The organism is Leptospira dzoumogneensis (assembly GCF_004770895.1).
In the GTDB taxonomy this organism is placed as follows: domain Bacteria; phylum Spirochaetota; class Leptospiria; order Leptospirales; family Leptospiraceae; genus Leptospira_B; species Leptospira_B dzoumogneensis.
On sequence record NZ_RQHS01000016.1, the window covers coordinates 198,634 to 218,495 of the forward strand.

A 19,862-nucleotide genomic window follows, 5' to 3' on the forward strand; every position below is an offset into this window, starting at 1 on the left:
CAAAAGTCAATTTTCGGTTCCTTCTACACTTTACCCGAAATCCTTTGCGGAATCCGCGCCGACAATACCGTGACAAAAAGTTCTTTGCTTTCTCTTTCTGAAAAAGAAACTTGGAACCAATATAAAGGAGTAATCCATGAAGACTCGGGCAATCCTGATTTCCCTTTTTGTTTCCATTCTCTCCCTCATCTTCCTATTGAACTGCGGAGATAAAGAAAAGCCGAAAGAAGAAGCTGCACCTGTAGCAAGTGCAGCAGCAACTTTAAGTCCTGAAGTAGAAGAAGGTAAAAAACTTTTTCTTGAAAACGGATGTAACGCATGTCACGGCGATACAGGTGCTGGAGACGGAGCAGCTGCGGCTAGCTTAAATCCAAAGCCTAGAAATTACAAAGCACCTGCTAACGAGTGGAAAAATGGTCCTACAGAGGCAGGAATTCTAAAAACTTTGAATAACGGAATTCCAAGCAACCCTGTGATGACCTCCTACAAGTTCTTAGGCGACGAAAAACTTAAAAAGATTTCTAAGTACGTAATCTACCTAAACCAAAATTAATTCCAATTCTCCGGGAGTCCGAAAGGACTCCCTTCTTGATTTTTTCCCACTTTTCTTCTGGAAGTTTTCCACCCCCATTTCAACCTAGCTTTGTGAGCCAATCCTCTTCTTTACCACATTGCGACAGTTGCGGAACAGACAGAAAATCCCCTCTTTCTAGAGAAGTGAAAGCTTACGGCAAATGGGCCTGGTTTTTGATCCTTTTCGGGATCTCTTCCAAACCTACCGCTGTTTCCTTTCAATGTTCCCAGTGCGGCCAGATTTTCGACAGACTTTCTCCGGAGGAGCTAGAGCACTACGTTTAATCGGAGAACCTTCCAGTAGACGGTCGGTTTTTCCCAGGAAACGGGATTGACTGTCTTCAAGTGGGAAGGTCTTTTGTGCTAAATAAGGCAGATGTCTGACGAATTCAAAATAAACGTGGATCTTGAACCTAATGTTCCGGTGATCCATATCTCTGGAGAAATTACCTCCGAGGCGGATGACGAAATTTTAGGAAAATACCAGTCCATACCCGAACAACGTAGGACCAGGGTGATTTTGAATTTTCACGGAACGTCTTACATCAATTCGGCGGGGCTTGCTACGTTGATCAGTTTGATCACCAAAGCAAGTGAATCTTCTTCTAAAATTGAATTTGCAGGTCTAAACGATCATTTCAGAAAAGTGATGGATATAGTCGGTCTTACGGATTTCGTTCTGATCCATAACACTCTGCAAGAAGCTCTTAGTTAAGGGATCAATCCCTTCTTCTTAAAATCCTCTACTACTAATTCCAGATCTTCGGGCGTGTCCACGCTCAATGCTGCGCGGCTTGCTATATACACTCCGATAGAATGTCCTGCTTCCATCGCTCTTAATTGTTCGAGTGATTCCGATTCTTCCAACGCGCTTGGGGGAAGATCAGGATATCCAAGTAAGAAGTCCCTATCGTATCCGTAGATCCCCAGATGTCTGTAAGCAGGCACAGTTTTTTTAAATTGGCTAGGGATTGCGGAACGGGAGAAGTAGAGCGCTTTTCCGTTTTTATCCAGAACCACTTTGACCCTGTTCGGATCTTGGATCTCGTTTTCTTCTAATCGAACTGCTGCAGTGCTCATCGCCCAATCCGGTCTTTCTGTTTTAAGTTTTGCCACTCCGTCTATCAGTTCCGATTCTATTCCAGGTTCATCGCCTTGTATATTGATGATAATTCCTGAGTCGGGATATTTGAGTGCGACTTCTCTAATTCGATCCGTTCCGGAAGGATGATCTGGAGAAGTCATTACCGCCTTACCGCCATGATCCGAAACGATCTGTAAGATCCTTTCGTCGTCGGTAGCAACTACTACATCATGAAGAAGAGAAGACTTTAGAGAATTTTTATATGTCCAAGCGATCATAGGAAGGTCCCCGATCTTGGCCAATGGTTTGCCGGGAAATCGGGAACTTCCGTATCTTGCAGGTATGACCCCTAGGATTTTCGATTTTGTCATCAGTTGACGATAAATTCTGTGAAGTAAACTTCTTGGATCTTTCCGTCGGAGAGGATATGATTGATCTGAGCCTTGATCTCTTCTCTCAAATCCAATTGATCTTCGACGTCTATCAGATCGTCCTTGGTTTTTCTTCCTATAATTAGGTTTACCAAGTCTCTCATCTGAGCGATCCTTTCCGCAAGTTCCGCAGTGATCTTAGCATCATCTCTTGCTACTCCGAAAGATAATTTCATCTTTACGAAGTGTGTTTCCCCTTTATCCGCAGTGTTGATCCTGAACTCTTCCTGGAATTGGAAGGTCATTAATGGCGGAGGGGGTTTTACTAAAGCCACGTTTTTCATTTCACGGAAAGTGCTAGTCGCCGCCTGTTTCGCAACAAACATGGAAACAAGTACAACTATTATAATTCCGAATACGGCACCGGCAATATAGATCAGCCATTTGATGAGCGGAGACGAGCCGGCGCCGGCATCCGCCGCGGGTAAACCGCCTTCTTCCTCGTCTATTTCGGGATCGCCCATGGGTATTCTCCTTTTACTCTACTATAATCCACTTTCGGTGGAAGTTTCCGAACCAGGAACTCGGCTCTTAGGCAGGCCGAAGTTGGATTCGTATTCACTTCGTTTGGTGGATTTTTCCGTTAAGATTACGATATCAATTCTTCTATTGAATGCTTTTGCTTCCGGAGTTCCTTGGTTCTCCACGACCAGAGGTCTATAAGATCCGAAACTCACTGCTTGGAACCAACTAGGATCCAACTTTCCTACTCCGACAACATAATCGGTGGAGTTGATCGCTCTTGCTCCTGCAAGATCCCAATTGTTTAAATATGTTCTTTCTTCCCTGTTTGGATTCGCGCCGGGAAGTACTGCATCAGCGTCGCAGTGACCTTCTACCCGTACAAATCTTTCGAGTCCTTTGATGAGTCCGCTGGCTTTTTTTAATGTACCTTTGATCGGTTCCTGCAAGATTGCGGAGCCTGGATTAAAATAATCTGCCCCTACTAAGCTGATCACAAGACCTCTTTCGTCTTCCGTTACTCTCACTTTCCCAGCTTCTATCTCAGGTTTGAATAATTCCGTAGCGGTCTTCTTGGATTTAGAAAGTGCCTTTCCTGTGGTCATGGAAGGAAGACTTTCTATATTCATTCCCATCTCTTCCAATTTTCCTTTGGAAAGAGTTTGTCCACCGTCAAAAAAACCGGTAGTGGTCTTGAACGCGGATAGAATGATCTGCATCTCTATCGCGTTCGTTTTACCTGTACGGTATAACATAATGAAGAAGCAAAGAAGAAGCGTAACCATGTCTCCATAAGTAAGCATGTACTCTGGAATATTCTGGATACATTCTGGACATTTCTGTTTTGCCATATTCTTCTTCCGAAATAAATCTTAATCGTTTTCGTCTTTCAATACGCCACGTTCGCCAGGTGGCAGATAACTTGCGAGCTTGTCCTTCACGATACGAGGGTTGTCTCCCGATTGGATGGAAAGTGTACCTTCTATCATGATCTGTCTTACTAATAGTTCGTCTTCGGATTTACGCATGAGTTTTTTCATGATAGGGATAGCGACCATGTTCGCACCCATAGATCCGTATAATGTGGTGATCAAAGCTGCCGCCATCCCTGTTCCGATCGCACTTGCGTCCCCGGATCCAAGGTTCTTTAACATCTGAACGAGTCCGATCAGAGTTCCGATCATCCCGAATGCAGGAGCGAGAGCTCCCCAGTTTTCCCACCAAGCTTTTCCGGCACCGTGTCTGGATGCAATATTACTCATTTCGGTTTCCATAATATTCCGAACGAGTTCAGGGTCTGTTCCGTCCACTACGAGGGTAATTCCCTTTCTTAAAAATTCTTCAGGAAGTTCGTTCACGTCGTCTTCTAATGCGAGTAGACCTTCTCTCCTTGCTTTTTCGGAGAAGGAAACTAATGTTTTAATGAGTCCGATCAGATCGCTTTTTTCTTCTCTAAAAGCCTTACGAGTTACCTTGCCTAATTCCAATGTATTTTGCCAAGGGACCGCCATCACCGTACAAGCGGTCGCTCCTCCGAATGTGATCAATACGGAAGGTACGTCCACGATATCGATCGGGTTCAAACCGGCGGAAAGAATCCCGAAAGCGAATACTACGACTGCAGAGCCGAAACCTATGATTGTAGCTATATCCATTGTAGTTTAATCTGCCCTCTTAAATTGATCCGGCGCGGAACCCAAAGGAAACACCAGCACTCGTTTTTTGAACTCCAAAATTTTTTCGATCACTTCGGGTATACTTTCCTGGACCACATATTTTCTATCATTAGACAAAGTGATCGTAGTATCCGGATTAGCTTCGATACATTCTATATGAGAGGCGTTCAGAACGAATTCAGTTCCTTTTAATCTATGTAAAGTAATCAAACGCCCCTCCTTTTTCCAGAGTTCTTGTTTATAGTCTCGACCGTCTTTTGGATTTGGATGATGAATTTTTCCTCCGTAAAACGGTTTACCGAGGCCTGAAAGTCCTTAGTTTTCCATTCTTTTCGGTCGGATTCCTTTATGGCCGAGTTCAATGCCTCTACTGTTTGCTCTTTGAAGAATAGCCCGGTCTTTCCGGAGGCAACCGTTTCCAAGGCCCCACCTTTCGCATAAGCTAGAACAGGAGTACAATACCCCTGGGCCTCGACAGGTGCGATCCCGAAATCTTCCATCCCGGGAAAAATGAATGTCTTTGCCTTGGCCATATACTCTTGCACTTCGTTTCTCGGCCTATGAGGTAGGATCTCCACATTAGGGGGAAGATCTTTTATAAGTTTCTTATATTCTTGGCCGCTTCCTAAAATTTTAAGAGATCTACCATTCTTTCGATATGCTTCTATCGCCAAGTCGATCCGCTTATAAGGAGCGAATGCGGAAACGATCAGGTCGAAGTTTTCCTTCTTCTCCGCTTTGACCTGAAACCCTTTAGGCAAACAAGGAGGATACACTACCTCGGAATCTCTTCTATAGAATTTTTGGATCCTTCTCGCTACGAACTCGGAGTTACATAAGAATGAATCCACTCTATTGGAAGAAACAGAATCCCAGTTGCGAAGATAATTGGAAACAAGTTGGAATGCGAAAAACTTCAGGCCGCTTCTCGCAGGAAAATAATCATAATACAGATCCCAAACATATCTCATGGGAGAATGTACATAGCTGATATGGATCGCGTCCGGATCGGGGATTATACCTTTTGCAACACAATGAGAAGAAGATAGGATCAGATCATATCCTCTTAGATCCAAGGATTCTATCGCGGTGGGAAATAAAGGAAGATACCAACGGTATTTGGATTTGAAAGGAAGACTATCAGTGAATGCCGTTACGATCTTTCTATTTTCTATTCTTTCGTTTAATTTTCCTTTTTCATAAAAAAGGGTAAATAGATCCGCATCCGGAAATACTTTAAGGATAGAATCGAGTACGATCTCTCCTCCCCTCATTCCATTCAGCCAATCATGGATCACTGCGACTTTCATAGATACTAGGATCGGCAGGGTAGCTTAGTTTGTCCCCGCCTTTTCGGAGCGGTTCCTGGTGGAGTTATAGTTTGTTCAGATAGAAATCGCTGGAAATCCCACCGATGATGGTGGTCCTACGATATAAATTGATGGAGAAAGGGATAGGAGCACTTCTTTCTATCTTGCGGTATCCTTCAACGTACCTTCTCGCATCGTCTCCTAAAATTCTCATATCGGTCAATGTTTCTGCCAGATTATCGTAGGTATCCGGATCATTGATAAATCTTGGGACGGAGCCGTTACTACTTTTGAGTTTATAAGAGATCTCTTCCATATTTGCGAACATCAAAGTGATATCTTGTTTATTCTCTCGGATCACACCCGTGGAAGCCGCAAAAAAGTCGTCATAGTATCTGGCAGAAGGAGCGAAGTCCGGACGAAAACCATCTTCTTCTTTGTATGTAGGTTTGAAGAATGTCTGTTTGGAATTTTCTTCCGCATTCCCAGGATTGATATCTATGGTCCGACCGGAAAGTACGGTAGCTGTCCTAAAACTGATATCGTAGTTTGAATACAATGTGATGGGCTCCGCAAGACGGATCGTGATCTCCACCGCCTTGGTCCTGTTCTTGTCCAAAAATCTTTTGTCGGGAACTTCTTCTATCCCGACCACATCCACATCTCGAACGATTCCCCTTTCTAATCCTAAAATACTGACTGGAGTTCCAGGACGGATCCCTTGGGACTTAGGATAATAAATTTTTAAAGTATAAGGATAATCTTCTTCGGAACCGGATCTCTCGATCACGGATTGGTATAAGAGTACGAAAAAAGCACAAAAGAAAACGAAACCTAGATGTATGGGAGAAGGGATCGGGAATTTCATACTTTCTTCTATTAGAAACTTCGGCTTTGGATTCGGATCAACTAAATCCTTCTAAATCAAAAATAGATGGGCGAAATTTTGGAGAATTTCCCGATAATTCTAGGGGAAAGGAAGAAAAAACCTGCTCAAAACGCCTATGAGACATAATATAATTGACTTTTTGAAAGAATCCGTTCAAAAAAGAACGAGTTGGTGGCTTCTGGCCTTCCTCTTTCTATTGGCGAGCACTTTAGGTTGGGGATTTAGAAGGGGTTCCCTTCCCCAGGAGTTGAACAAACTCATACTGACAGGACACGAAACTCTTAGAACGGAAGAAATAGTTCAGATCATGGGTATCCAACCGGGAACCTCTTTCGAAAATTACGACCTCGGCCAAATGGAACACCGACTTACCTCACATCCCAGAATCAAATCCGCACATTTGGAAAAAAAAACGGACGACCAATTATTGGTGGAGATCACTGAAAGAAAACCGAATTACCTTGTGAACTCAGACGGTCATCTTTTTGAAATAGATCCTGATCTCAAAATAATTTCCATGGATGATGTTAGAAGCCAAGGACTCACCGTTCTTTCCGGAACATTTCCAAGAGAAAAAGGAGAAGTGATCGGTGCTGCATTCAAAGATCTTCATACTTCTGTGGAGAATGCATTTCGTTCTTATCCTGCATTGAAGACCCGCATCTCCGAAGTATCCTTGCATGAAGACGGAGAAATTTTTGTCTACGCGGACACTCCTCTGTCCGTTCGTGTGCAAGTCGGGACCTTATTCCAAACGGAACAGGTCAGAAAGTTATACGCTGTATTAGCATATCTTGAAAAAGAAAAAGTCCGCCCCAAACTCGTGGACATACGAGGAGAAGACGCGGTCTACCATTAAGAATATGGAATCTTCTGAAAGAATCATAGTCTCTCTGGATCTGGGATCGGCACTTACAAAAGTGGTGGTAGGACGTCCTATCTCCGAATACGAAACTGAAATTATCGGAACAGGAATGTTCCCTTCTTCCGGGATCAAAAACGGATCCATTATCAATATAGAAGCAACCACTCGTTCCATCATAGAAGCAGTGAGCGAAGCGGAACTTATGTGCGGACAAGAGATAGGTTATGTAGTTGTAAACGTCACTGGCAAATCCGTTCGTGCAGACAATTCCAAAGGAGTCGTTGCGATCACCAACAGAGATAGAGTCGTAACCGAGCCCGATATAGTTAGAGTGATAGAAGCCGCACAGGCAGTTCGAGTTCCTGCCGACCAAGAAATTTTACATGTTCTTTCCAAAGAATTTTCCGTAGACGATCAAACTTCCATCAAAGATCCGATCGGAATGACAGGAGTTCGTTTAGAAGCGGAAGTTCATATAGTCACAGCAGGTCTAACAGCACTTCATAATTTAGAAAAATGTATTGAAGCAGCCGGCTTGGCGGAAGAGACAAGAGTTCTTTCAAGTTTAGCTTCTTCAGATGCAGTTTTAACTTCCGGCGAAAAAGATCTGGGAACTGCAGTATTAGACATCGGCGCAGGGATCTGTGATCTGATCGTTTATGTGGATGGGGGGATCGCTTATTCTTCCGTAATTCCATTCGGTGGATATAATGTTACTTCCGATCTTTCCATCGGTTTAAAGACTACGATCGAGACCGCAGAGCTGGTTAAAAAAAGATTCGGTCATTGTTCCTTAGAAGAAATAGATCCGACCGAAACAGTAGAGATACCACCAATCAGCGGAAGACCTGCCAGAGCTGTTCTTAGAGAAGAATTAGTCCATGTAATCGAACCTCGTATGAGGGAAATTTTCGAAATGGTGGATGCGGAACTCATCAAGTCCGGAAAAAAATCATTTCTCGCTGGGGGAGTCATCCTCACTGGCGGAGGAAGCCTTTTAGAAGGAATAGAAAGTCTGGCGGAAGATGTATTTCGTCTAACGGTAACTCGCGCAAGACCCGCGGGGCTCTCCGGACTTTCGGATAGAGTATCTTCTCCTGAATTTGCTACCGCAGTCGGACTTATCAAATACGCCTCCAGATTAGGGGATATGGAAAGAAAATCCCAGGACAGAAGCGAAACCTGGAGCAAAAAAATTCGGAGATGGATAGAGGAAAACCTCTAAGGGAGCGATCATGTTACGTTTCGAAGAAGAAGAAAAATCAAACCCTGCTATTATTAAAGTTTTAGGGATCGGCGGCGGCGGAATGAACGCAGTCGCAAGAATGGCGAATTCCAGCCTAAGAGGTGTGGAATACGTTATTATGAATACCGACGAACAGGTATTAAAACGTTCCGAGATAGAAAGTAAAATCGCATTAGGTTCCAAAACTACTAGAGGAATGGGTGCAGGGGGAGATCCTGAACTAGGCGCAAGAGCAGCGGAAGAAGACAGAGAAAAAATCGCATCCGTGATCCAAGGCGCAGACATGGTTTTTGTAACTGCAGGAATGGGAGGCGGAACCGGAACTGGCGCCGCACCTATCGTTGCAAAGATCGCAAAAGAGCAGAAATGCCTAGTAGTCGGTGTGGTCACTATTCCTTTTTCTTTCGAGGGAAAAAGAAGGATGGAACTCGCCAAAAGAGGTATAGAACAACTTCGTTCTTATGTAGATACATTAATTTTAGTGAATAATGAATCCATCTTTCAAGTTGTAGAAAGAGATACTCCTATCGACCAAGCATTCAGAGTGATAGATGATATTCTTTTGAACGCAGTAAGAGGGATCAGTGATATCGTAAACAATCCAGGTATCATCAACGTGGATTTCGCGGATGTAAAAGCGATCATGAGAGATACAGGTGACGCAGTCATGGGAGTGGGAGAAGGTTACGGAGAAAATAAAGTCTCCGAAGCCGTGAACTTTGCGATCGATAACGCTCTATTAGATTCCCGCTCCATCGCAGGTGCAACTTCTCTTTTGATCAATGTTACAGGTGGAACTGATCTAACTATTTCCGATTGGAATGAAGTATCTCAGATCATCACGTCTCAAGTGGATCCTAACGCGAACATCATCATCGGTTTAACTGAAGACTCTGAGCTGGAAAAAAGAATTCGTATCACAGTGATCGCAACCGGCTTTAATAAAAGAGCTGCAGGCATCGGATCTGTTCCTAAATTACAATCCCAACCTCAAAGGAAAGTGGTAGGACTTCCTGAAATGGAAGAACCCCTCCAGACTTTCAAAACGGAACCGGAAAGGATCAGCAATGACCCGGAAGCATACAGGGCGCTTAAATCCAAAAGCCCTTCCGGAAACATGAAAGAAGATTATGATATTCCTGCTTTTTTGAGAAGAGGAGAAAAAGGGAGAAATTAATTTTTCTCTTCGGTTGCCTCTTCTTTTATCGGAGGAGGCGCCATCAATTCTTTCAGCTCCTTTAGATAATCATCTTCCGGGCCGCCTAAACGGATCGCTTCATCATAAAACTGGATCGCCTTTTGGTAATCCCCTTCCGAAAAATAATAAGTAGCTAAATTTGCTTTGGCCGCCCAGGACTTTCCCTTTGCTTTTAGATCCGCTTTCTCCCAAGAAATTTTTGCTCTATGGAAATTCGGATTTTCTCCTGTAATCTCTTCGTATCCTTCTAAAAGAAGAGCTTCTACTTCGGGATTTTCATCTTCCGTAAAAATAGAAATATCTTCAGATTCAACTTTAGGAGAAAGCCTTCTTTGTATTTCGGAGATGGACTCATCTAACGCAGTGGAAAGAGAAGGAAGCATACTAGGACAACTAACGTCCCCTACTCCATTATAAATGATAGAAGGTTTACTGAGGATAGTCTTCATCGTTTCTCCGGAATCTATCCGGATCAAATTCGCTTCGATAGGAATATAAACTTTTCGGACACCAGTAGGCTTTACAATCGGATCATTTACAAGAGAAGAAGCGGCTCTGCTATACTGTCGATTTCTATCCTTTCCTGCAGTAGCTACTTTCAAAACCGCCAATCCAAGAGCGAGATAGTCCATTTTAGCTTCTACATAACATTGGGATTCAGGCTGTTTGACGGAAACATATAGGACTGCATCCGCACTCAATATTTCACCGATCTTTTTTCTATTCTTTTGTATTCCTTCTAAGGAAATATCTTTCACATCCAGAACATCCGACCTATCTTTCAGATCCAAAATTTTAAAATAAGAATCTTCTGAAAAACTCTCATAAATTTTTGCAGGGACCATTAACACGAAAGAACGATTACTTTCATGGGCCCATATTTCCGAGCCCATCGGCTCCAAAGCAAACGCGACTGTCTTCACTCCATTTAAGAAATGTTTCAAGTCCCTTCCTTCTTTTGTAGCAGGATACTTTGGATATTCTACGGTTACGGATTGGCAGGTTATAAAAACCGCGAACAAACAGAATAGAAAGACTGAAGTGAGCCGCATATCGGATCGGACCCTTTTTTAGTAAATTTTAGATCCCGTTTTTCACGGTTTCTTTCCTGGAATTCGCCGGTAAGAGTTCCAACAAAATCAGATGAGGCCTCGCGCCGAAGCGGATTCTTGGCGCCACATGACCTTCTGCTCCTAAACCTCTACTGACAATAATATCAGTATTTTCATAAGCGTTCAATCCCCCGGCAGCAATATGTCGAGGAACCCTGGAAAGAGTTAAGATTGGACCGAAAAACGGAACCTGAACCTGTCCACCGTGAGTATGTCCGGCCAGGACCAGATCCACTTTTTCATTCGGTTGATGAAGAACCGAATCCGGATAATGACTGATCAGGATGGAATATATGTCTTCTGGGATCTCTCTTTTCAAACTCCAGATCAAAGTTTTATTCCTATAATCAGGCAAACCGAGTCCGATCAAACCGATCTTATTTTTCCCGACTTGAAGAACCTTAGATTTTCGGTCCCAGAGAACAGATCCGCTCTTAGAAGAAAAATCAGTATAACGCAATATATGATCCACATCGCCTGTAACAAAAAAGAATCCATTATTATATTTGAATTCTTTCAGATAAGAAGTGACGATCGGATACAAGGAGACATGATTCATCACATCGCCTGTGAACAATATCAGATCCGGTTGGAAACGATTCGCCTCTTCTCTAACTTTTAAGTGCAGGTCTCTAATATCATCCGTTTGCAGATCCGAAATATGTACAATTTTGATGGGAGAAATTATCTTATCCGATCGGATCAGGATACGTTCCACATCCAGATGATTCGGTTCCCAAACTTCGGAGTAAAATTTAATACCAACCAAAAAGATAGAAACGAATAAGAAAACAATTCTCTTAGAAAATACGAAATGAACTAAACCAAACAGAGGCAGAGCGATCGTAAGAACGGTCCAAGCAATTCTAACTCGAATAAAAGAGCTTACATCCAAAAAGAACGGAACCGTAAACGCAAGAATCAGATAGATGAATGTAAGAATTAAAAATTTTTTAAAAAAGGAAAGATCCCATTCTTTTGAAAAGACAAACTTTCTCTTATTCCCCAAAAACAGAAACAGGAACAATGTAAATGTGATAATTACTAAAACATCTATTATAAAATTGGATTTTGAATACGCATTCAGATAAAAATTCATATTTGGATCTTCTTCTTTCCGTTCCAAAATTCCGCGACAATTGCGCTTAATAAATACATTACGGTCCCATACATAAGAACAGTAAGTAATGTTTCACTTTGTTTGATATGAAGTTCTGCGAGAAGTAAAGCCAAGGATAGACTTCTGATCCCGGAAACCATCGACAAGGAAGCTCTTACTTCTTGAGTAGAATTGAACAAAAAGATCCCGGGAAGAAGAGAAAGCCCTACCGCAACAGCGGCACCGATCCAAGCAATCCAGCCTAGACTCAGTGCATATTCTCCGTATTGAAAGATCAAAAGTAAAATTGATAATACTAAACAGAAACTGCTGAACCTTTCCACCCAAGGAGCGATCGGATCGGAAAATTTAGGAAAAAAATATTTGCTTAAGAGTCCTAGAAGTAACGGCAGACCCTGCAAAAAGGTCCCGATCAAAAAAAGTTTCAGGAAAAGATCGAAATCGAATCCGGAACCACCTTGGTAGATGGAGAAGATCAAAGGAGTGAGAATGGTATTCGCACCGTTCAATAGCGCGATTAACATTCCGCCCAACGCGGGGTTCCCTTTTGCCCTTAAAACGAATAATCCCCCGGACGCTCCTCCGGGAGAAGCGGCACAAAGAAAAATTGCCGCGAATACAAACTCGGATACTCCTAAAAGTTTTCCCGAAAAAAATACCGAAACAGGAAGTATCCCAAAATTCCAAAAGAATGCGAATATTAGGATCGGAACAAATTTAGACCAAGAGCCCAATTCTTTTTTTTCTATCCGCAACCCCAAACCGTACATGGAGGAAAGGGAAAGAAGGATGAGCACGATCCGTATTAACATTTTCTAATTTTGAGAAAGACTTTTTTTAAGGAAACTTCTCTCTTTGATCGTTTGAGAAATAAAACTAGCGATCGCAAAGAAAAATGCGAATCCAAGGAAAAAATAAGGCGCTATAGAGACTTGTTCTTTCGGAATATTATTCTGCACCAACATTCCATAGAACGCTACCACAAATAAGGCCGCAGGAACAGTGATCACTGAACCCAGATTGATGAATAATTTATATCGGATAGATCCATTCTCCGTCTTCTTCGCATGACCGAAAGACCATAACCAGTTTCTATGTTTCGCCAATTGAGAAGCGTTTTGAAAAAGAAGTTTTTCCCCTTCCTTTTGAACAATATATCCCGCTTTTTCAAATTGAGTGGAAGCAGAGTTTAGATCCGTTTTTAATTCTCCGGATAAAATAGCAGGGAAGAAGGAGCCGAAATATTTTTGGGTAAAAGTTTCCTTTTGTTTTCTATCCCAAAGAGAAACAATAAATACCAGAATGAAAATTAGGATTGGAAGTACGTTTAAAATTATAGTGATCATCTTTATTTTTATGCCGCTGTTAGAATAATCGGTCCATTCTCGGTAACAATCACTGAATGTTCGAACTGAGCGGTATAAGAACCGTCAGGAGTTTTTAAAGTCCATCCGTCAGATTGTTCTACAAAGTCTTCCGCCCCGGTCGAAACAAAAGTTTCTACCGCGATTACCTGTCCCGATTTTAGTATCCGCTTATCTCTTGGTTCATAATAATTACAAATATCGAATGGTTCTTCATGGAGAGATTTCCCGACACCATGCCCGCATAATGTGCGAATTACTTTATATCCGTTCTTCTTAGCCGTATTCTCGATCGTTCTTCCGATTGAATTCAGTTTTTCTCCGGTCTTTACGCCTGAAAGAGCAAGTTTTAACGCTTCAGAAGAAACATCTAAAAGTTTACTTAAACCTTTTTCATCCTTTCCGACGATGAGAGTAAAACCGGTATCTGCAAAATATCCGTTTAACTCTAAAGAGACATCCAGATTCAGAAGATCCCCTTCTTTTAGGATACGATCGTTTGGAATTCCATGAGCGATCTCGGTATTCAAACTAATACAAGTGTAACCCGGAAATTTATACATAAGTTGAGGAGCGCTTCTTGCTCCAAATTTAGAAAAATAAGAATATGCAATACGATCCAGTTCTTTGGTGCTGATCCCCGGTTTAGCGGCCTCTCTCATCTTGACCAAGGTCTCTGCGGTGATCTTGCCGATCCTTTGTAATGCTTCCAGATCTTCTTTATTACGAACCGTCATAAATATTAGTTCTACAGAAAGAAATTAGATGGCAAACGATAAATGTGGGAATTCCAACAAGAATAGAAAGAATCTCAAAGTTTCTGTTTCACTTCCCTAAATGTATAAAGAAGTTCAGAGGAAATCTGATCGCAAGTTTGCAAATATCGTGCTAAAGGATTTTCGGAATCGTCCGCAGATTTAGGATCTTCGAAAGGAAGAGAGATCCTCGCTTCCGCTCCTGGAACATAAGGACAGGATTCATCCGCTTGGGAACAAACCAAAACAGCGATAAACTCAGAGGCGGGATTAGGAGCGTCTTGGAATTTTTTAGAATAAGCGATCAAGGGAGGAGTTCCATCCGCCCACCATATGGAATATTTAGGATTGCGAGGAGGGCCTTGGTTTTCCAAACGAAATCCGCAATTCTCCAAAGCATTCACCGAGTTTGGATGAAACTCAGTGACACTTGTTCCTCCTGAAAAAGATTTAATTCCGGGAAAATCAAAATAATGAGGAATACATGCCGCGAATGCCTGAGCGATCTGGCTCCTTCTCGAATTATGAGTACATATAAAAACTAAATTCGCTTTTTGTTTGGTCTCAAAAGATTGCAGAATAAAATCCGCAAAAGAAGAAAGTACGATCTTTCTTTCCTTAGAGATCTTATCGATCAAAGAAAGTTTAGTATCCAAATATGTTTTTAAAGGTTGGAATAAAGGAGACATTACGGGAATATTAAGTTCCTTTTTGAAAGGAGCAAGCTAGATTTTTCAGATTTTGAAAGGCTTTGACAGATTTCAAATCATCAGGGATCTATTGCAAAATCGAAAAGGAAGCTAAATGAAAACGAATAACACTACAAAAACGGCAGTAGTCAGCGTTTCCAAAGAAGAGTTATACATTTACGTTTACACCGTAAAATTCTAGAGCGTTCGAATATAATACTTTTTGTAATAACTCACCTTCGAATGTGTCTGTAACCAGATGTAGATCTTCTTCAGTGAAAGGAGCAGGAGAACGGGTGGAGGGAAGATCCGTCCCGAACATCAAAGCATCCGGATTAATTTCCGCAACATCCACCAAAGCGGATCGTATATCCATATTGGTCCTGCCGAATCCGGTTGCTTTGACTCTTACTCCTTTTTCTACCAATCTCAGAATGGTGGAAAATCCTTCTTTAGATAATCCTAAATGATCGATGGAAACTTTAGGCAAGGACAACAAAACTTCTTCTAAAAACTCGTCTATCTCTTTGGCATCTATATATAATTCCACATGCCAGCCTGCAAGATCGTAAACTCTGGCTCCCATCTCTTTGATCTTAGAAATTTCCTCGGAGCCTCCTCTTCTTACATTAAATCGAACAGCTCTCACTCCCGCCTTATGAAGGGATAAAATTTCGGGATCCTTAGTGTTTGCAGGAAGTTGTGTCACACCTACATAATTTTTTCCTAATACGGAGAGTGTATCCAGTAAATAAGTCTGATCGAAGGCTTGGAAAGAACCGGAAACAACCGCGCCCCCTTTGATCCTAAGCCAATCCGCCTGCTTATTATAGTCCGAGACCGTAAAGGGCTCCGGTAAGAAGCCGTGATTGGGCACCAAAGGATATCTTGGATCTATGATATGGAAATGAGAATCGAAGATCCGCATCTTCGTAGTATAACATTTACGGAATATGAGTCAAGAGATTGTGGATAGGAAATTTATTTCCGTAAAAGCTTAAAAAGGCTTTTCTCCTTTATAACGAAGCACTCTAGTTCCCGCAAAAAGATCGTGTATTGCCGTCCTTTTGTGAGAAAAAAGGATATAAAGCACTGAAATCCCGTAATATACAATCGAATCCCAAAAAGTAAAATTATCCAAAGGATTCCATTTATTTAAGATCCTATGAACACCGGCCAAGGGTAATCCTTCCATCTCGGCTTGATGTTCCATAAATATCCTGGAATCATATACCGCACTCATGATAGTTACCGATGACAAAGCGAGTTCAGGTAAGGACCTGATAAAAGATCTAATCCATCCTAAGCGCCCTTTACAAGAATCGGTAACAATTATCCCAGCAAATGCCTTACCGAATGTTCTACCATATAACGCATGCATTACGAATCTATACCCGATATAAAGTAAAGAATGTAAGGCGGTATAGAAGGGAAACAGCTCATATACCGTCTTATTATGATAATAAAAAACCATAATTTGAGGGATCAAAACAGGGCATAGGATCAAAAAATCCAAGAACTGAGCATAAACTCTCCTGCTTAAACTCGCGTATGCCAAATGTTTTTCCGTAGTATTAATTTTTTCGAATATATTTTTCATTAATAAACAATTATAAGATATTTCTAAAATGAAAAACGAACCATCTCAGCTCTTTACCGCTCTCGCAGAGATAGAACCCGTCTTTATAAGCTATAATATCGGGGCTCTTGGAAATTTCCGCCCAAAAACCTTTAGGACAAGGCTCCCACCAATCCGGCTTACAATTCCCCTGATCGAAATTTTCAGGCCAATCGCTCGGATAAGAATCGAATCTGAGATCCAAACCGGGATGGTTTTTGAATCCTTCCAGAATTGACTTCCTAAACTCAGGGACTTCTACCTTATATTTTGAAAAAACTACCCAAGATTTTCTGAATCCACAGCGTTTGATAAAGTAATCGGATACACCATTCGGAATTCCGAGGATACCGAATTTTTCCGCCTCTGCCCTTGTTAGGCCCTTGAATTCAAAACGATCCGTAAAGACCGGATCACCGGAGCTATTCCGAAAGAAAAAATATAAAGAAGTCCCCAAAACTATAAGAGTAACTGTGATGCTGCACGTTAGTAAGATCTTGGAAGGGAAATATTTCGCCATTTTTTCGCCGGGATCGGATCGGCCGGATCTTAACTGTAGAATATGGAAACCAAAAGTAAGGAATCAAGGAGAATTTAGAAAAGCACACTTACACATTTCTCCCAATCCGGAAATGACCCTCTTCCGCCACATGTGTATATGCGAAGATTCGCAATAAAAAAACTATTTGGAAACTTCTAATAGCTCTAAGGTCCGTTTTAAACCTTCTCTTCCTCCCCAAGACTGATGTCCCGGAACTAAGATTGAAATTTTTGAAAACGACTTTTCTAATTTACGAATTGTTTTAGGCCATTCTTTTAGATCAGCGTCTTTGGTATTACCGATCTCGTTTGCCTCTGCACTTTTCACTAAACAGCCGCCGAATAAAATTTTGGATTTAGGAAGCCAAACAACCAGATTATCTTTGGAATGGCCCGGACCGGGAAAAAGGATCTCCATCTTAGTTTTGCCAAAAACCAAATTATCGTTATCTTTTAGGGACTTTTCAGGAAGAGACTTACCTTCTTCTTTTAAAAAGGAAATAGTTCTTTTGCCTGCATAAGAAGGAATATTTAATTTTTTTAATATTTCTATCCCGCCCGCTCTATCTTCGTGAAAATGAGTGATAATAACGGCAATTACCGGCTTTTTCAGATTTTTAGAAACCCAGCCCAAAAGTTGAGAAGTTTGCTCCTCTCCCCAAGCAGTATCAACAAGAACTACACCTTCTTCCGTTCCGATCACAAGACCGTTAGAAGGAAAATAACCGTCTTTTAAAAGTTTATAAGAAGTATGAACATAGACATTTGTTCCGATCTTGGAGACTTGAAGGCCATGTTCTTCCGCATAAACAGAAGCCGAAAAAACAATTAATAAAAATATAATATATTTCATTTTAAATTTTTAACCGAAATTTGGGCATCGTCCTTCCATTCGCCTTCGAAAATCAAGTTCCCTTCCGAATCAGTCAACTTGCCTAAACCGTTTCTTTTATTCAATTTCCATTCACCTTCATAAACAGTGCCGTCAGCGTATTTATAGATCCCGATGCCTTCTTTATTGCCTCGGTTCCAATCCCCATCATAAGATTCCACGCCGGCAAGCACAAGTTTACCTTTCCCATGAGCTAAACCGTTTTGGAAACTGCCGTCATAACGATAAGATCCGGATAGAACCTTAGTCCCGACACCGTTCTTACAATCACCTGAAACACAACTTGGAGAGAAAAAGTAATACGCAAAAAAAAGAACAATCGGGATCAAAAGGATGGGATAAAAGTTTTTATTCATGGCTCTCAGAAACCGATACGAACCCTAAAATTCCATATTATGGAAAAATAAACTAATAAATTTCAGGGTTTAATCTTCCGATCTGGAAAATTCTTTAAAATTTCTTTTACGAACGATAGAGTTCAGTCTTTTCAACAATCTTTTCAGATCGTCTTCTCCCATCGCCTCCGTAACTGCAGCTTGGGCCTCTTCCCAGATCGGATAAGCGATCCTTAAAGCTTCCAAACCTTTTTGGGTTAAGATCACTTTTCTAGCTCTTTTATTTTCGGAAGGAACATCCGCAACATAGCCTAACTCTTCCAAAGGATTCAAGTTACGGATCAAAGTAGTTCTATCTAAAACGAGAAGGTCCGCTAACTCGGCAAGACCAAGGCCGTCCGTGGCACCAAGAGTATGCAATAAACTGAATCTTTGAGAAGTAAGACCGGCCTTCTCCAATTCTCTATCATAAAATTGAGTGACCGCTCTAGAAGCCCTGCGCAGATTAAAGTTCACACAACTTAAACCTGCGCTAAGCATATCCGCTTTGCTCGGAAATTTTTCAGACTTCCGAGCCGTGGTGTTTAGAGACTTCTTGGACATAGGATCAAAAAGACTATCAGTCTTGGGAATATTTTCCCTCCGATACTTGTTTTCGCAACTGTTTTACCCTGTCTTCGAAAGAACCTTCTTCCAAACCAGGCTCATCGAATATGAAACTTCCCAAAAAAGACATCATCTCTTGGTCATGGCGAACGGGACGTCCCTTTTGAAGATCAATAAAAGAAAACTGAGCCCTCAAAACGGCCTTCAAACGATTACCATCCTTATCCAAAAGTAAGTATTCGTTATGGATAGTCGCCGGAGTCAGCTTGATCAAACGAGTTACAATTTTCACCACATCATTCTGCTTGACCGGTTCCAAGTATTGAGTCTCCACCTTACTCACCACCCATGACTTACCTGAACTAGAACCATAATCATAAAAATCGAAATTGGCAGTTTCCCTTAGCTGTTCGGAGCGAGCCTCCAAAAAGTAATCCATATACCTTGCGTTATTCAAATGACCGAAAGGATCACAATCCTGAAAACGGATCCTAGCAAAACTATAGGGGGAAAGCACCGGTTTATCAATCGTCAATTCCATACAGAATCTCCCAAGAGAAATAATGTGTATTTACATATATGTAAATACACATGTGTAATTACAGGAATTAGACATCTCCAAATCCAGGTCAAGGCAAAAAATCCCTCCCTCCTTATGTTGGAATTCCAACAAGAATTTATATTTTTTAAGGTTGGCCGCGTCCTCGCGAAAAATCCGTAGGGAATGAATGAGCCGGAGATAGGCGAAGGATCATTTAGGACGTACAAATTTATCAGCAAGGCTCGGACCGGGCTCTCACCTCCGGTCATAAAAATCGCATCCGCGATTTTTATGACCCCGGCTCGATCCCTCGCGGGTTGTAAATAGGAATCTCGTTGTAGGAACTCCTACAATCAGCGCAGAAAAATTGTTCGTCGAAAATGGAATTCTGTGATATGGGAATGCGAGCTCTCCCACGAGCCTCTCCCCCCAATCCCAACGCAGTGAAAAACCTGGGACATAGGTAACAGTTTAAACCAGAGACATGGGTTACACTTTTAATATCCTAGATACCTTTTTCTTACGTTCATTGAATATTCCTATTTTAACGAAGCTA

Annotated in this window: 26 protein-coding genes; 6 read left to right on the forward strand and 20 right to left on the reverse strand. The window is 41.7% G+C overall.

Annotated features, from left to right (window positions below):
* Positions 1 to 136: 136 nt before the first annotated feature.
* The 3 genes from EHR06_RS10840 (at position 137) to EHR06_RS10850 (ending at position 1,288) form a co-directional block, all read left to right on the forward strand.
* On the forward strand, positions 137 to 553 hold the full coding sequence (locus EHR06_RS10840) for a c-type cytochrome (protein WP_100706473.1): 417 nt from the start codon (positions 137 to 139) through the stop codon (positions 551 to 553).
* Positions 554 to 645: 92 nt separating this feature from the next.
* Positions 646 to 858: a hypothetical protein gene (locus EHR06_RS10845; protein WP_135757007.1), complete on the forward strand. Its 213-nt coding sequence runs from the start codon at positions 646 to 648 to the stop codon at positions 856 to 858.
* 91 nt (positions 859 to 949) lie between these two features.
* Positions 950 to 1,288, forward strand: coding sequence for an STAS domain-containing protein (locus EHR06_RS10850; RefSeq protein WP_020769614.1), 339 nt, complete (start codon positions 950 to 952; stop codon positions 1,286 to 1,288).
* On the opposite strand, the gene kdsB is transcribed toward EHR06_RS10850, so the two are convergent.
* The 7 genes from kdsB to EHR06_RS10885 form a co-directional block, all read right to left on the reverse strand.
* Positions 1,285 to 2,028 carry a 3-deoxy-manno-octulosonate cytidylyltransferase gene (gene kdsB, locus EHR06_RS10855; RefSeq protein ID WP_135757008.1) on the reverse strand — a complete coding sequence of 248 codons (744 nt, stop codon included), beginning with the start codon at positions 2,026 to 2,028 and terminating at the stop codon, positions 1,285 to 1,287. The genes EHR06_RS10850 and kdsB overlap by 4 nt on opposite strands.
* Positions 2,028 to 2,552, reverse strand: a complete 525-nt coding sequence (locus tag EHR06_RS10860) for a flagellar basal body-associated FliL family protein (protein ID WP_008591739.1) — start codon at positions 2,550 to 2,552, stop codon at positions 2,028 to 2,030. The genes kdsB and EHR06_RS10860 overlap by 1 nt, the downstream gene beginning before the upstream one ends.
* A 21-nt stretch (positions 2,553 to 2,573) precedes the next feature.
* On the reverse strand, positions 2,574 to 3,401 hold the full coding sequence (gene motB / locus EHR06_RS10865; RefSeq protein WP_135757009.1) for a flagellar motor protein MotB: 828 nt from the start codon (positions 3,399 to 3,401) through the stop codon (positions 2,574 to 2,576).
* Positions 3,402 to 3,422: 21 nt separating this feature from the next.
* Positions 3,423 to 4,205 carry a motility protein A gene (locus EHR06_RS10870; RefSeq protein ID WP_135757010.1) on the reverse strand — a complete coding sequence of 261 codons (783 nt, stop codon included), beginning with the start codon at positions 4,203 to 4,205 and terminating at the stop codon, positions 3,423 to 3,425.
* Between the two features lie 6 nt (positions 4,206 to 4,211).
* Positions 4,212 to 4,436: a flagellar FlbD family protein gene (locus tag EHR06_RS10875; protein ID WP_135757011.1), complete on the reverse strand. Its 225-nt coding sequence runs from the start codon at positions 4,434 to 4,436 to the stop codon at positions 4,212 to 4,214.
* Positions 4,433 to 5,536 (reverse strand): glycosyltransferase, encoded by a 1,104-nt coding sequence (locus tag EHR06_RS10880; RefSeq protein WP_167492291.1) that lies wholly within the window; start codon positions 5,534 to 5,536, stop codon positions 4,433 to 4,435. Before EHR06_RS10880 ends, EHR06_RS10875 begins: the two co-directional genes overlap by 4 nt.
* 64 nt (positions 5,537 to 5,600) lie before the next feature.
* Positions 5,601 to 6,404, reverse strand: a complete 804-nt coding sequence (locus EHR06_RS10885; protein ID WP_135757013.1) for an MlaD family protein — start codon at positions 6,402 to 6,404, stop codon at positions 5,601 to 5,603.
* Between the two features lie 136 nt (positions 6,405 to 6,540).
* Between EHR06_RS10885 and EHR06_RS10890 the strand changes: the two genes are divergently transcribed.
* From EHR06_RS10890 to ftsZ, 3 genes are read left to right on the forward strand one after another with little or no spacing between them, the layout of a single operon-like run.
* Entirely contained in the window at positions 6,541 to 7,284 is a 744-nt protein-coding gene (locus EHR06_RS10890; RefSeq protein ID WP_135757014.1) for a cell division protein FtsQ/DivIB, read from the forward strand.
* 4 nt (positions 7,285 to 7,288) lie between these two features.
* Positions 7,289 to 8,515: a cell division protein FtsA gene (gene ftsA / locus EHR06_RS10895; RefSeq protein WP_100711214.1), complete on the forward strand. Its 1,227-nt coding sequence runs from the start codon at positions 7,289 to 7,291 to the stop codon at positions 8,513 to 8,515.
* Between the two features lie 10 nt (positions 8,516 to 8,525).
* Positions 8,526 to 9,713, forward strand: coding sequence for a cell division protein FtsZ (gene ftsZ / locus EHR06_RS10900; RefSeq protein WP_135757015.1), 1,188 nt, complete (start codon positions 8,526 to 8,528; stop codon positions 9,711 to 9,713).
* Here ftsZ and EHR06_RS10905 read toward each other — a convergent pair.
* The 13 genes from EHR06_RS10905 to EHR06_RS10965 form a co-directional block, all read right to left on the reverse strand.
* Positions 9,710 to 10,786 carry a lipoprotein LipL41 gene (locus tag EHR06_RS10905; protein ID WP_135757016.1) on the reverse strand — a complete coding sequence of 359 codons (1,077 nt, stop codon included), beginning with the start codon at positions 10,784 to 10,786 and terminating at the stop codon, positions 9,710 to 9,712. The two genes, ftsZ and EHR06_RS10905, sit on opposite strands and share 4 nt — an antisense overlap.
* Before the next feature lie 28 nt (positions 10,787 to 10,814).
* Positions 10,815 to 11,972: a metallophosphoesterase gene (locus tag EHR06_RS10910; protein WP_244288572.1), complete on the reverse strand. Its 1,158-nt coding sequence runs from the start codon at positions 11,970 to 11,972 to the stop codon at positions 10,815 to 10,817.
* Positions 11,942 to 12,778: a bile acid:sodium symporter gene (locus EHR06_RS10915; RefSeq protein ID WP_135757018.1), complete on the reverse strand. Its 837-nt coding sequence runs from the start codon at positions 12,776 to 12,778 to the stop codon at positions 11,942 to 11,944. The genes EHR06_RS10910 and EHR06_RS10915 overlap by 31 nt, the downstream gene beginning before the upstream one ends.
* A 3-nt stretch (positions 12,779 to 12,781) precedes the next feature.
* Positions 12,782 to 13,312, reverse strand: a complete 531-nt coding sequence (locus EHR06_RS10920; protein ID WP_135757019.1) for a hypothetical protein — start codon at positions 13,310 to 13,312, stop codon at positions 12,782 to 12,784.
* An 8-nt stretch (positions 13,313 to 13,320) separates the two neighbouring features.
* A complete protein-coding gene (gene map / locus EHR06_RS10925) occupies positions 13,321 to 14,067 on the reverse strand; it encodes a type I methionyl aminopeptidase (protein ID WP_135757020.1) in 747 nt (248 codons plus the stop codon).
* A gap of 74 nt (positions 14,068 to 14,141) precedes the next feature.
* Positions 14,142 to 14,774 carry a low molecular weight phosphatase family protein gene (locus EHR06_RS10930; protein WP_135757021.1) on the reverse strand — a complete coding sequence of 211 codons (633 nt, stop codon included), beginning with the start codon at positions 14,772 to 14,774 and terminating at the stop codon, positions 14,142 to 14,144.
* A gap of 169 nt (positions 14,775 to 14,943) precedes the next feature.
* Entirely contained in the window at positions 14,944 to 15,702 is a 759-nt protein-coding gene (locus EHR06_RS10935; protein WP_135757022.1) for an amidohydrolase family protein, read from the reverse strand.
* A gap of 69 nt (positions 15,703 to 15,771) precedes the next feature.
* Positions 15,772 to 16,374: an RDD family protein gene (locus EHR06_RS10940; protein ID WP_135757023.1), complete on the reverse strand. Its 603-nt coding sequence runs from the start codon at positions 16,372 to 16,374 to the stop codon at positions 15,772 to 15,774.
* Positions 16,375 to 16,384: 10 nt separating this feature from the next.
* Complete coding sequence (locus EHR06_RS10945; RefSeq protein WP_135757024.1) at positions 16,385 to 16,912, reverse strand: hypothetical protein; 528 nt, start codon at positions 16,910 to 16,912, stop codon at positions 16,385 to 16,387.
* A 162-nt stretch (positions 16,913 to 17,074) separates the two neighbouring features.
* Positions 17,075 to 17,785: a subclass B1 metallo-beta-lactamase gene (gene bla / locus EHR06_RS10950; protein ID WP_135757025.1), complete on the reverse strand. Its 711-nt coding sequence runs from the start codon at positions 17,783 to 17,785 to the stop codon at positions 17,075 to 17,077.
* Positions 17,782 to 18,180, reverse strand: a complete 399-nt coding sequence (locus EHR06_RS10955) for an MORN repeat-containing protein (RefSeq protein ID WP_135757026.1) — start codon at positions 18,178 to 18,180, stop codon at positions 17,782 to 17,784. Before EHR06_RS10955 ends, bla begins: the two co-directional genes overlap by 4 nt.
* A gap of 69 nt (positions 18,181 to 18,249) precedes the next feature.
* Positions 18,250 to 18,699 carry a MarR family winged helix-turn-helix transcriptional regulator gene (locus EHR06_RS10960; protein ID WP_244288573.1) on the reverse strand — a complete coding sequence of 150 codons (450 nt, stop codon included), beginning with the start codon at positions 18,697 to 18,699 and terminating at the stop codon, positions 18,250 to 18,252.
* Between the two features lie 79 nt (positions 18,700 to 18,778).
* A complete protein-coding gene (locus tag EHR06_RS10965; RefSeq protein WP_135757028.1) occupies positions 18,779 to 19,306 on the reverse strand; it encodes an acyl-CoA thioesterase in 528 nt (175 codons plus the stop codon).
* Positions 19,307 to 19,862: the final 556 nt, after the last annotated feature.

Coding starts and splice junctions, on each gene's coding strand:
- EHR06_RS10930 (WP_135757021.1), bottom strand. CDS start 14,774: ATGTCTCCTTTATTCCAACCTTTAAAAACATATTTGGATACTAAACTT.
- EHR06_RS10905 (WP_135757016.1), bottom strand. CDS start 10,786: ATGCGGCTCACTTCAGTCTTTCTATTCTGTTTGTTCGCGGTTTTTATA.
- EHR06_RS10935 (WP_135757022.1), bottom strand. CDS start 15,702: ATGCGGATCTTCGATTCTCATTTCCATATCATAGATCCAAGATATCCT.
- EHR06_RS10890 (WP_135757014.1), top strand. CDS start 6,541: ATGAGACATAATATAATTGACTTTTTGAAAGAATCCGTTCAAAAAAGA.
- EHR06_RS10965 (WP_135757028.1), bottom strand. CDS start 19,306: ATGGAATTGACGATTGATAAACCGGTGCTTTCCCCCTATAGTTTTGCT.
- EHR06_RS10955 (WP_135757026.1), bottom strand. CDS start 18,180: ATGAATAAAAACTTTTATCCCATCCTTTTGATCCCGATTGTTCTTTTT.
- bla (WP_135757025.1), bottom strand. CDS start 17,785: ATGAAATATATTATATTTTTATTAATTGTTTTTTCGGCTTCTGTTTAT.
- map (WP_135757020.1), bottom strand. CDS start 14,067: ATGACGGTTCGTAATAAAGAAGATCTGGAAGCATTACAAAGGATCGGC.
- motB (WP_135757009.1), bottom strand. CDS start 3,401: ATGGCAAAACAGAAATGTCCAGAATGTATCCAGAATATTCCAGAGTAC.
- EHR06_RS10915 (WP_135757018.1), bottom strand. CDS start 12,778: ATGTTAATACGGATCGTGCTCATCCTTCTTTCCCTTTCCTCCATGTAC.
- ftsZ (WP_135757015.1), top strand. CDS start 8,526: ATGTTACGTTTCGAAGAAGAAGAAAAATCAAACCCTGCTATTATTAAA.
- ftsA (WP_100711214.1), top strand. CDS start 7,289: ATGGAATCTTCTGAAAGAATCATAGTCTCTCTGGATCTGGGATCGGCA.
- EHR06_RS10960 (WP_244288573.1), bottom strand. CDS start 18,699: ATGCTTAGCGCAGGTTTAAGTTGTGTGAACTTTAATCTGCGCAGGGCT.
- EHR06_RS10870 (WP_135757010.1), bottom strand. CDS start 4,205: ATGGATATAGCTACAATCATAGGTTTCGGCTCTGCAGTCGTAGTATTC.
- EHR06_RS10860 (WP_008591739.1), bottom strand. CDS start 2,552: ATGGGCGATCCCGAAATAGACGAGGAAGAAGGCGGTTTACCCGCGGCG.
- EHR06_RS10885 (WP_135757013.1), bottom strand. CDS start 6,404: ATGAAATTCCCGATCCCTTCTCCCATACATCTAGGTTTCGTTTTCTTT.
- EHR06_RS10840 (WP_100706473.1), top strand. CDS start 137: ATGAAGACTCGGGCAATCCTGATTTCCCTTTTTGTTTCCATTCTCTCC.
- EHR06_RS10940 (WP_135757023.1), bottom strand. CDS start 16,374: ATGAAAAATATATTCGAAAAAATTAATACTACGGAAAAACATTTGGCA.
- EHR06_RS10945 (WP_135757024.1), bottom strand. CDS start 16,912: ATGGCGAAATATTTCCCTTCCAAGATCTTACTAACGTGCAGCATCACA.
- EHR06_RS10880 (WP_167492291.1), bottom strand. CDS start 5,536: ATGAAAGTCGCAGTGATCCATGATTGGCTGAATGGAATGAGGGGAGGA.
- kdsB (WP_135757008.1), bottom strand. CDS start 2,028: ATGACAAAATCGAAAATCCTAGGGGTCATACCTGCAAGATACGGAAGT.
- EHR06_RS10920 (WP_135757019.1), bottom strand. CDS start 13,312: ATGATCACTATAATTTTAAACGTACTTCCAATCCTAATTTTCATTCTG.
- EHR06_RS10850 (WP_020769614.1), top strand. CDS start 950: ATGTCTGACGAATTCAAAATAAACGTGGATCTTGAACCTAATGTTCCG.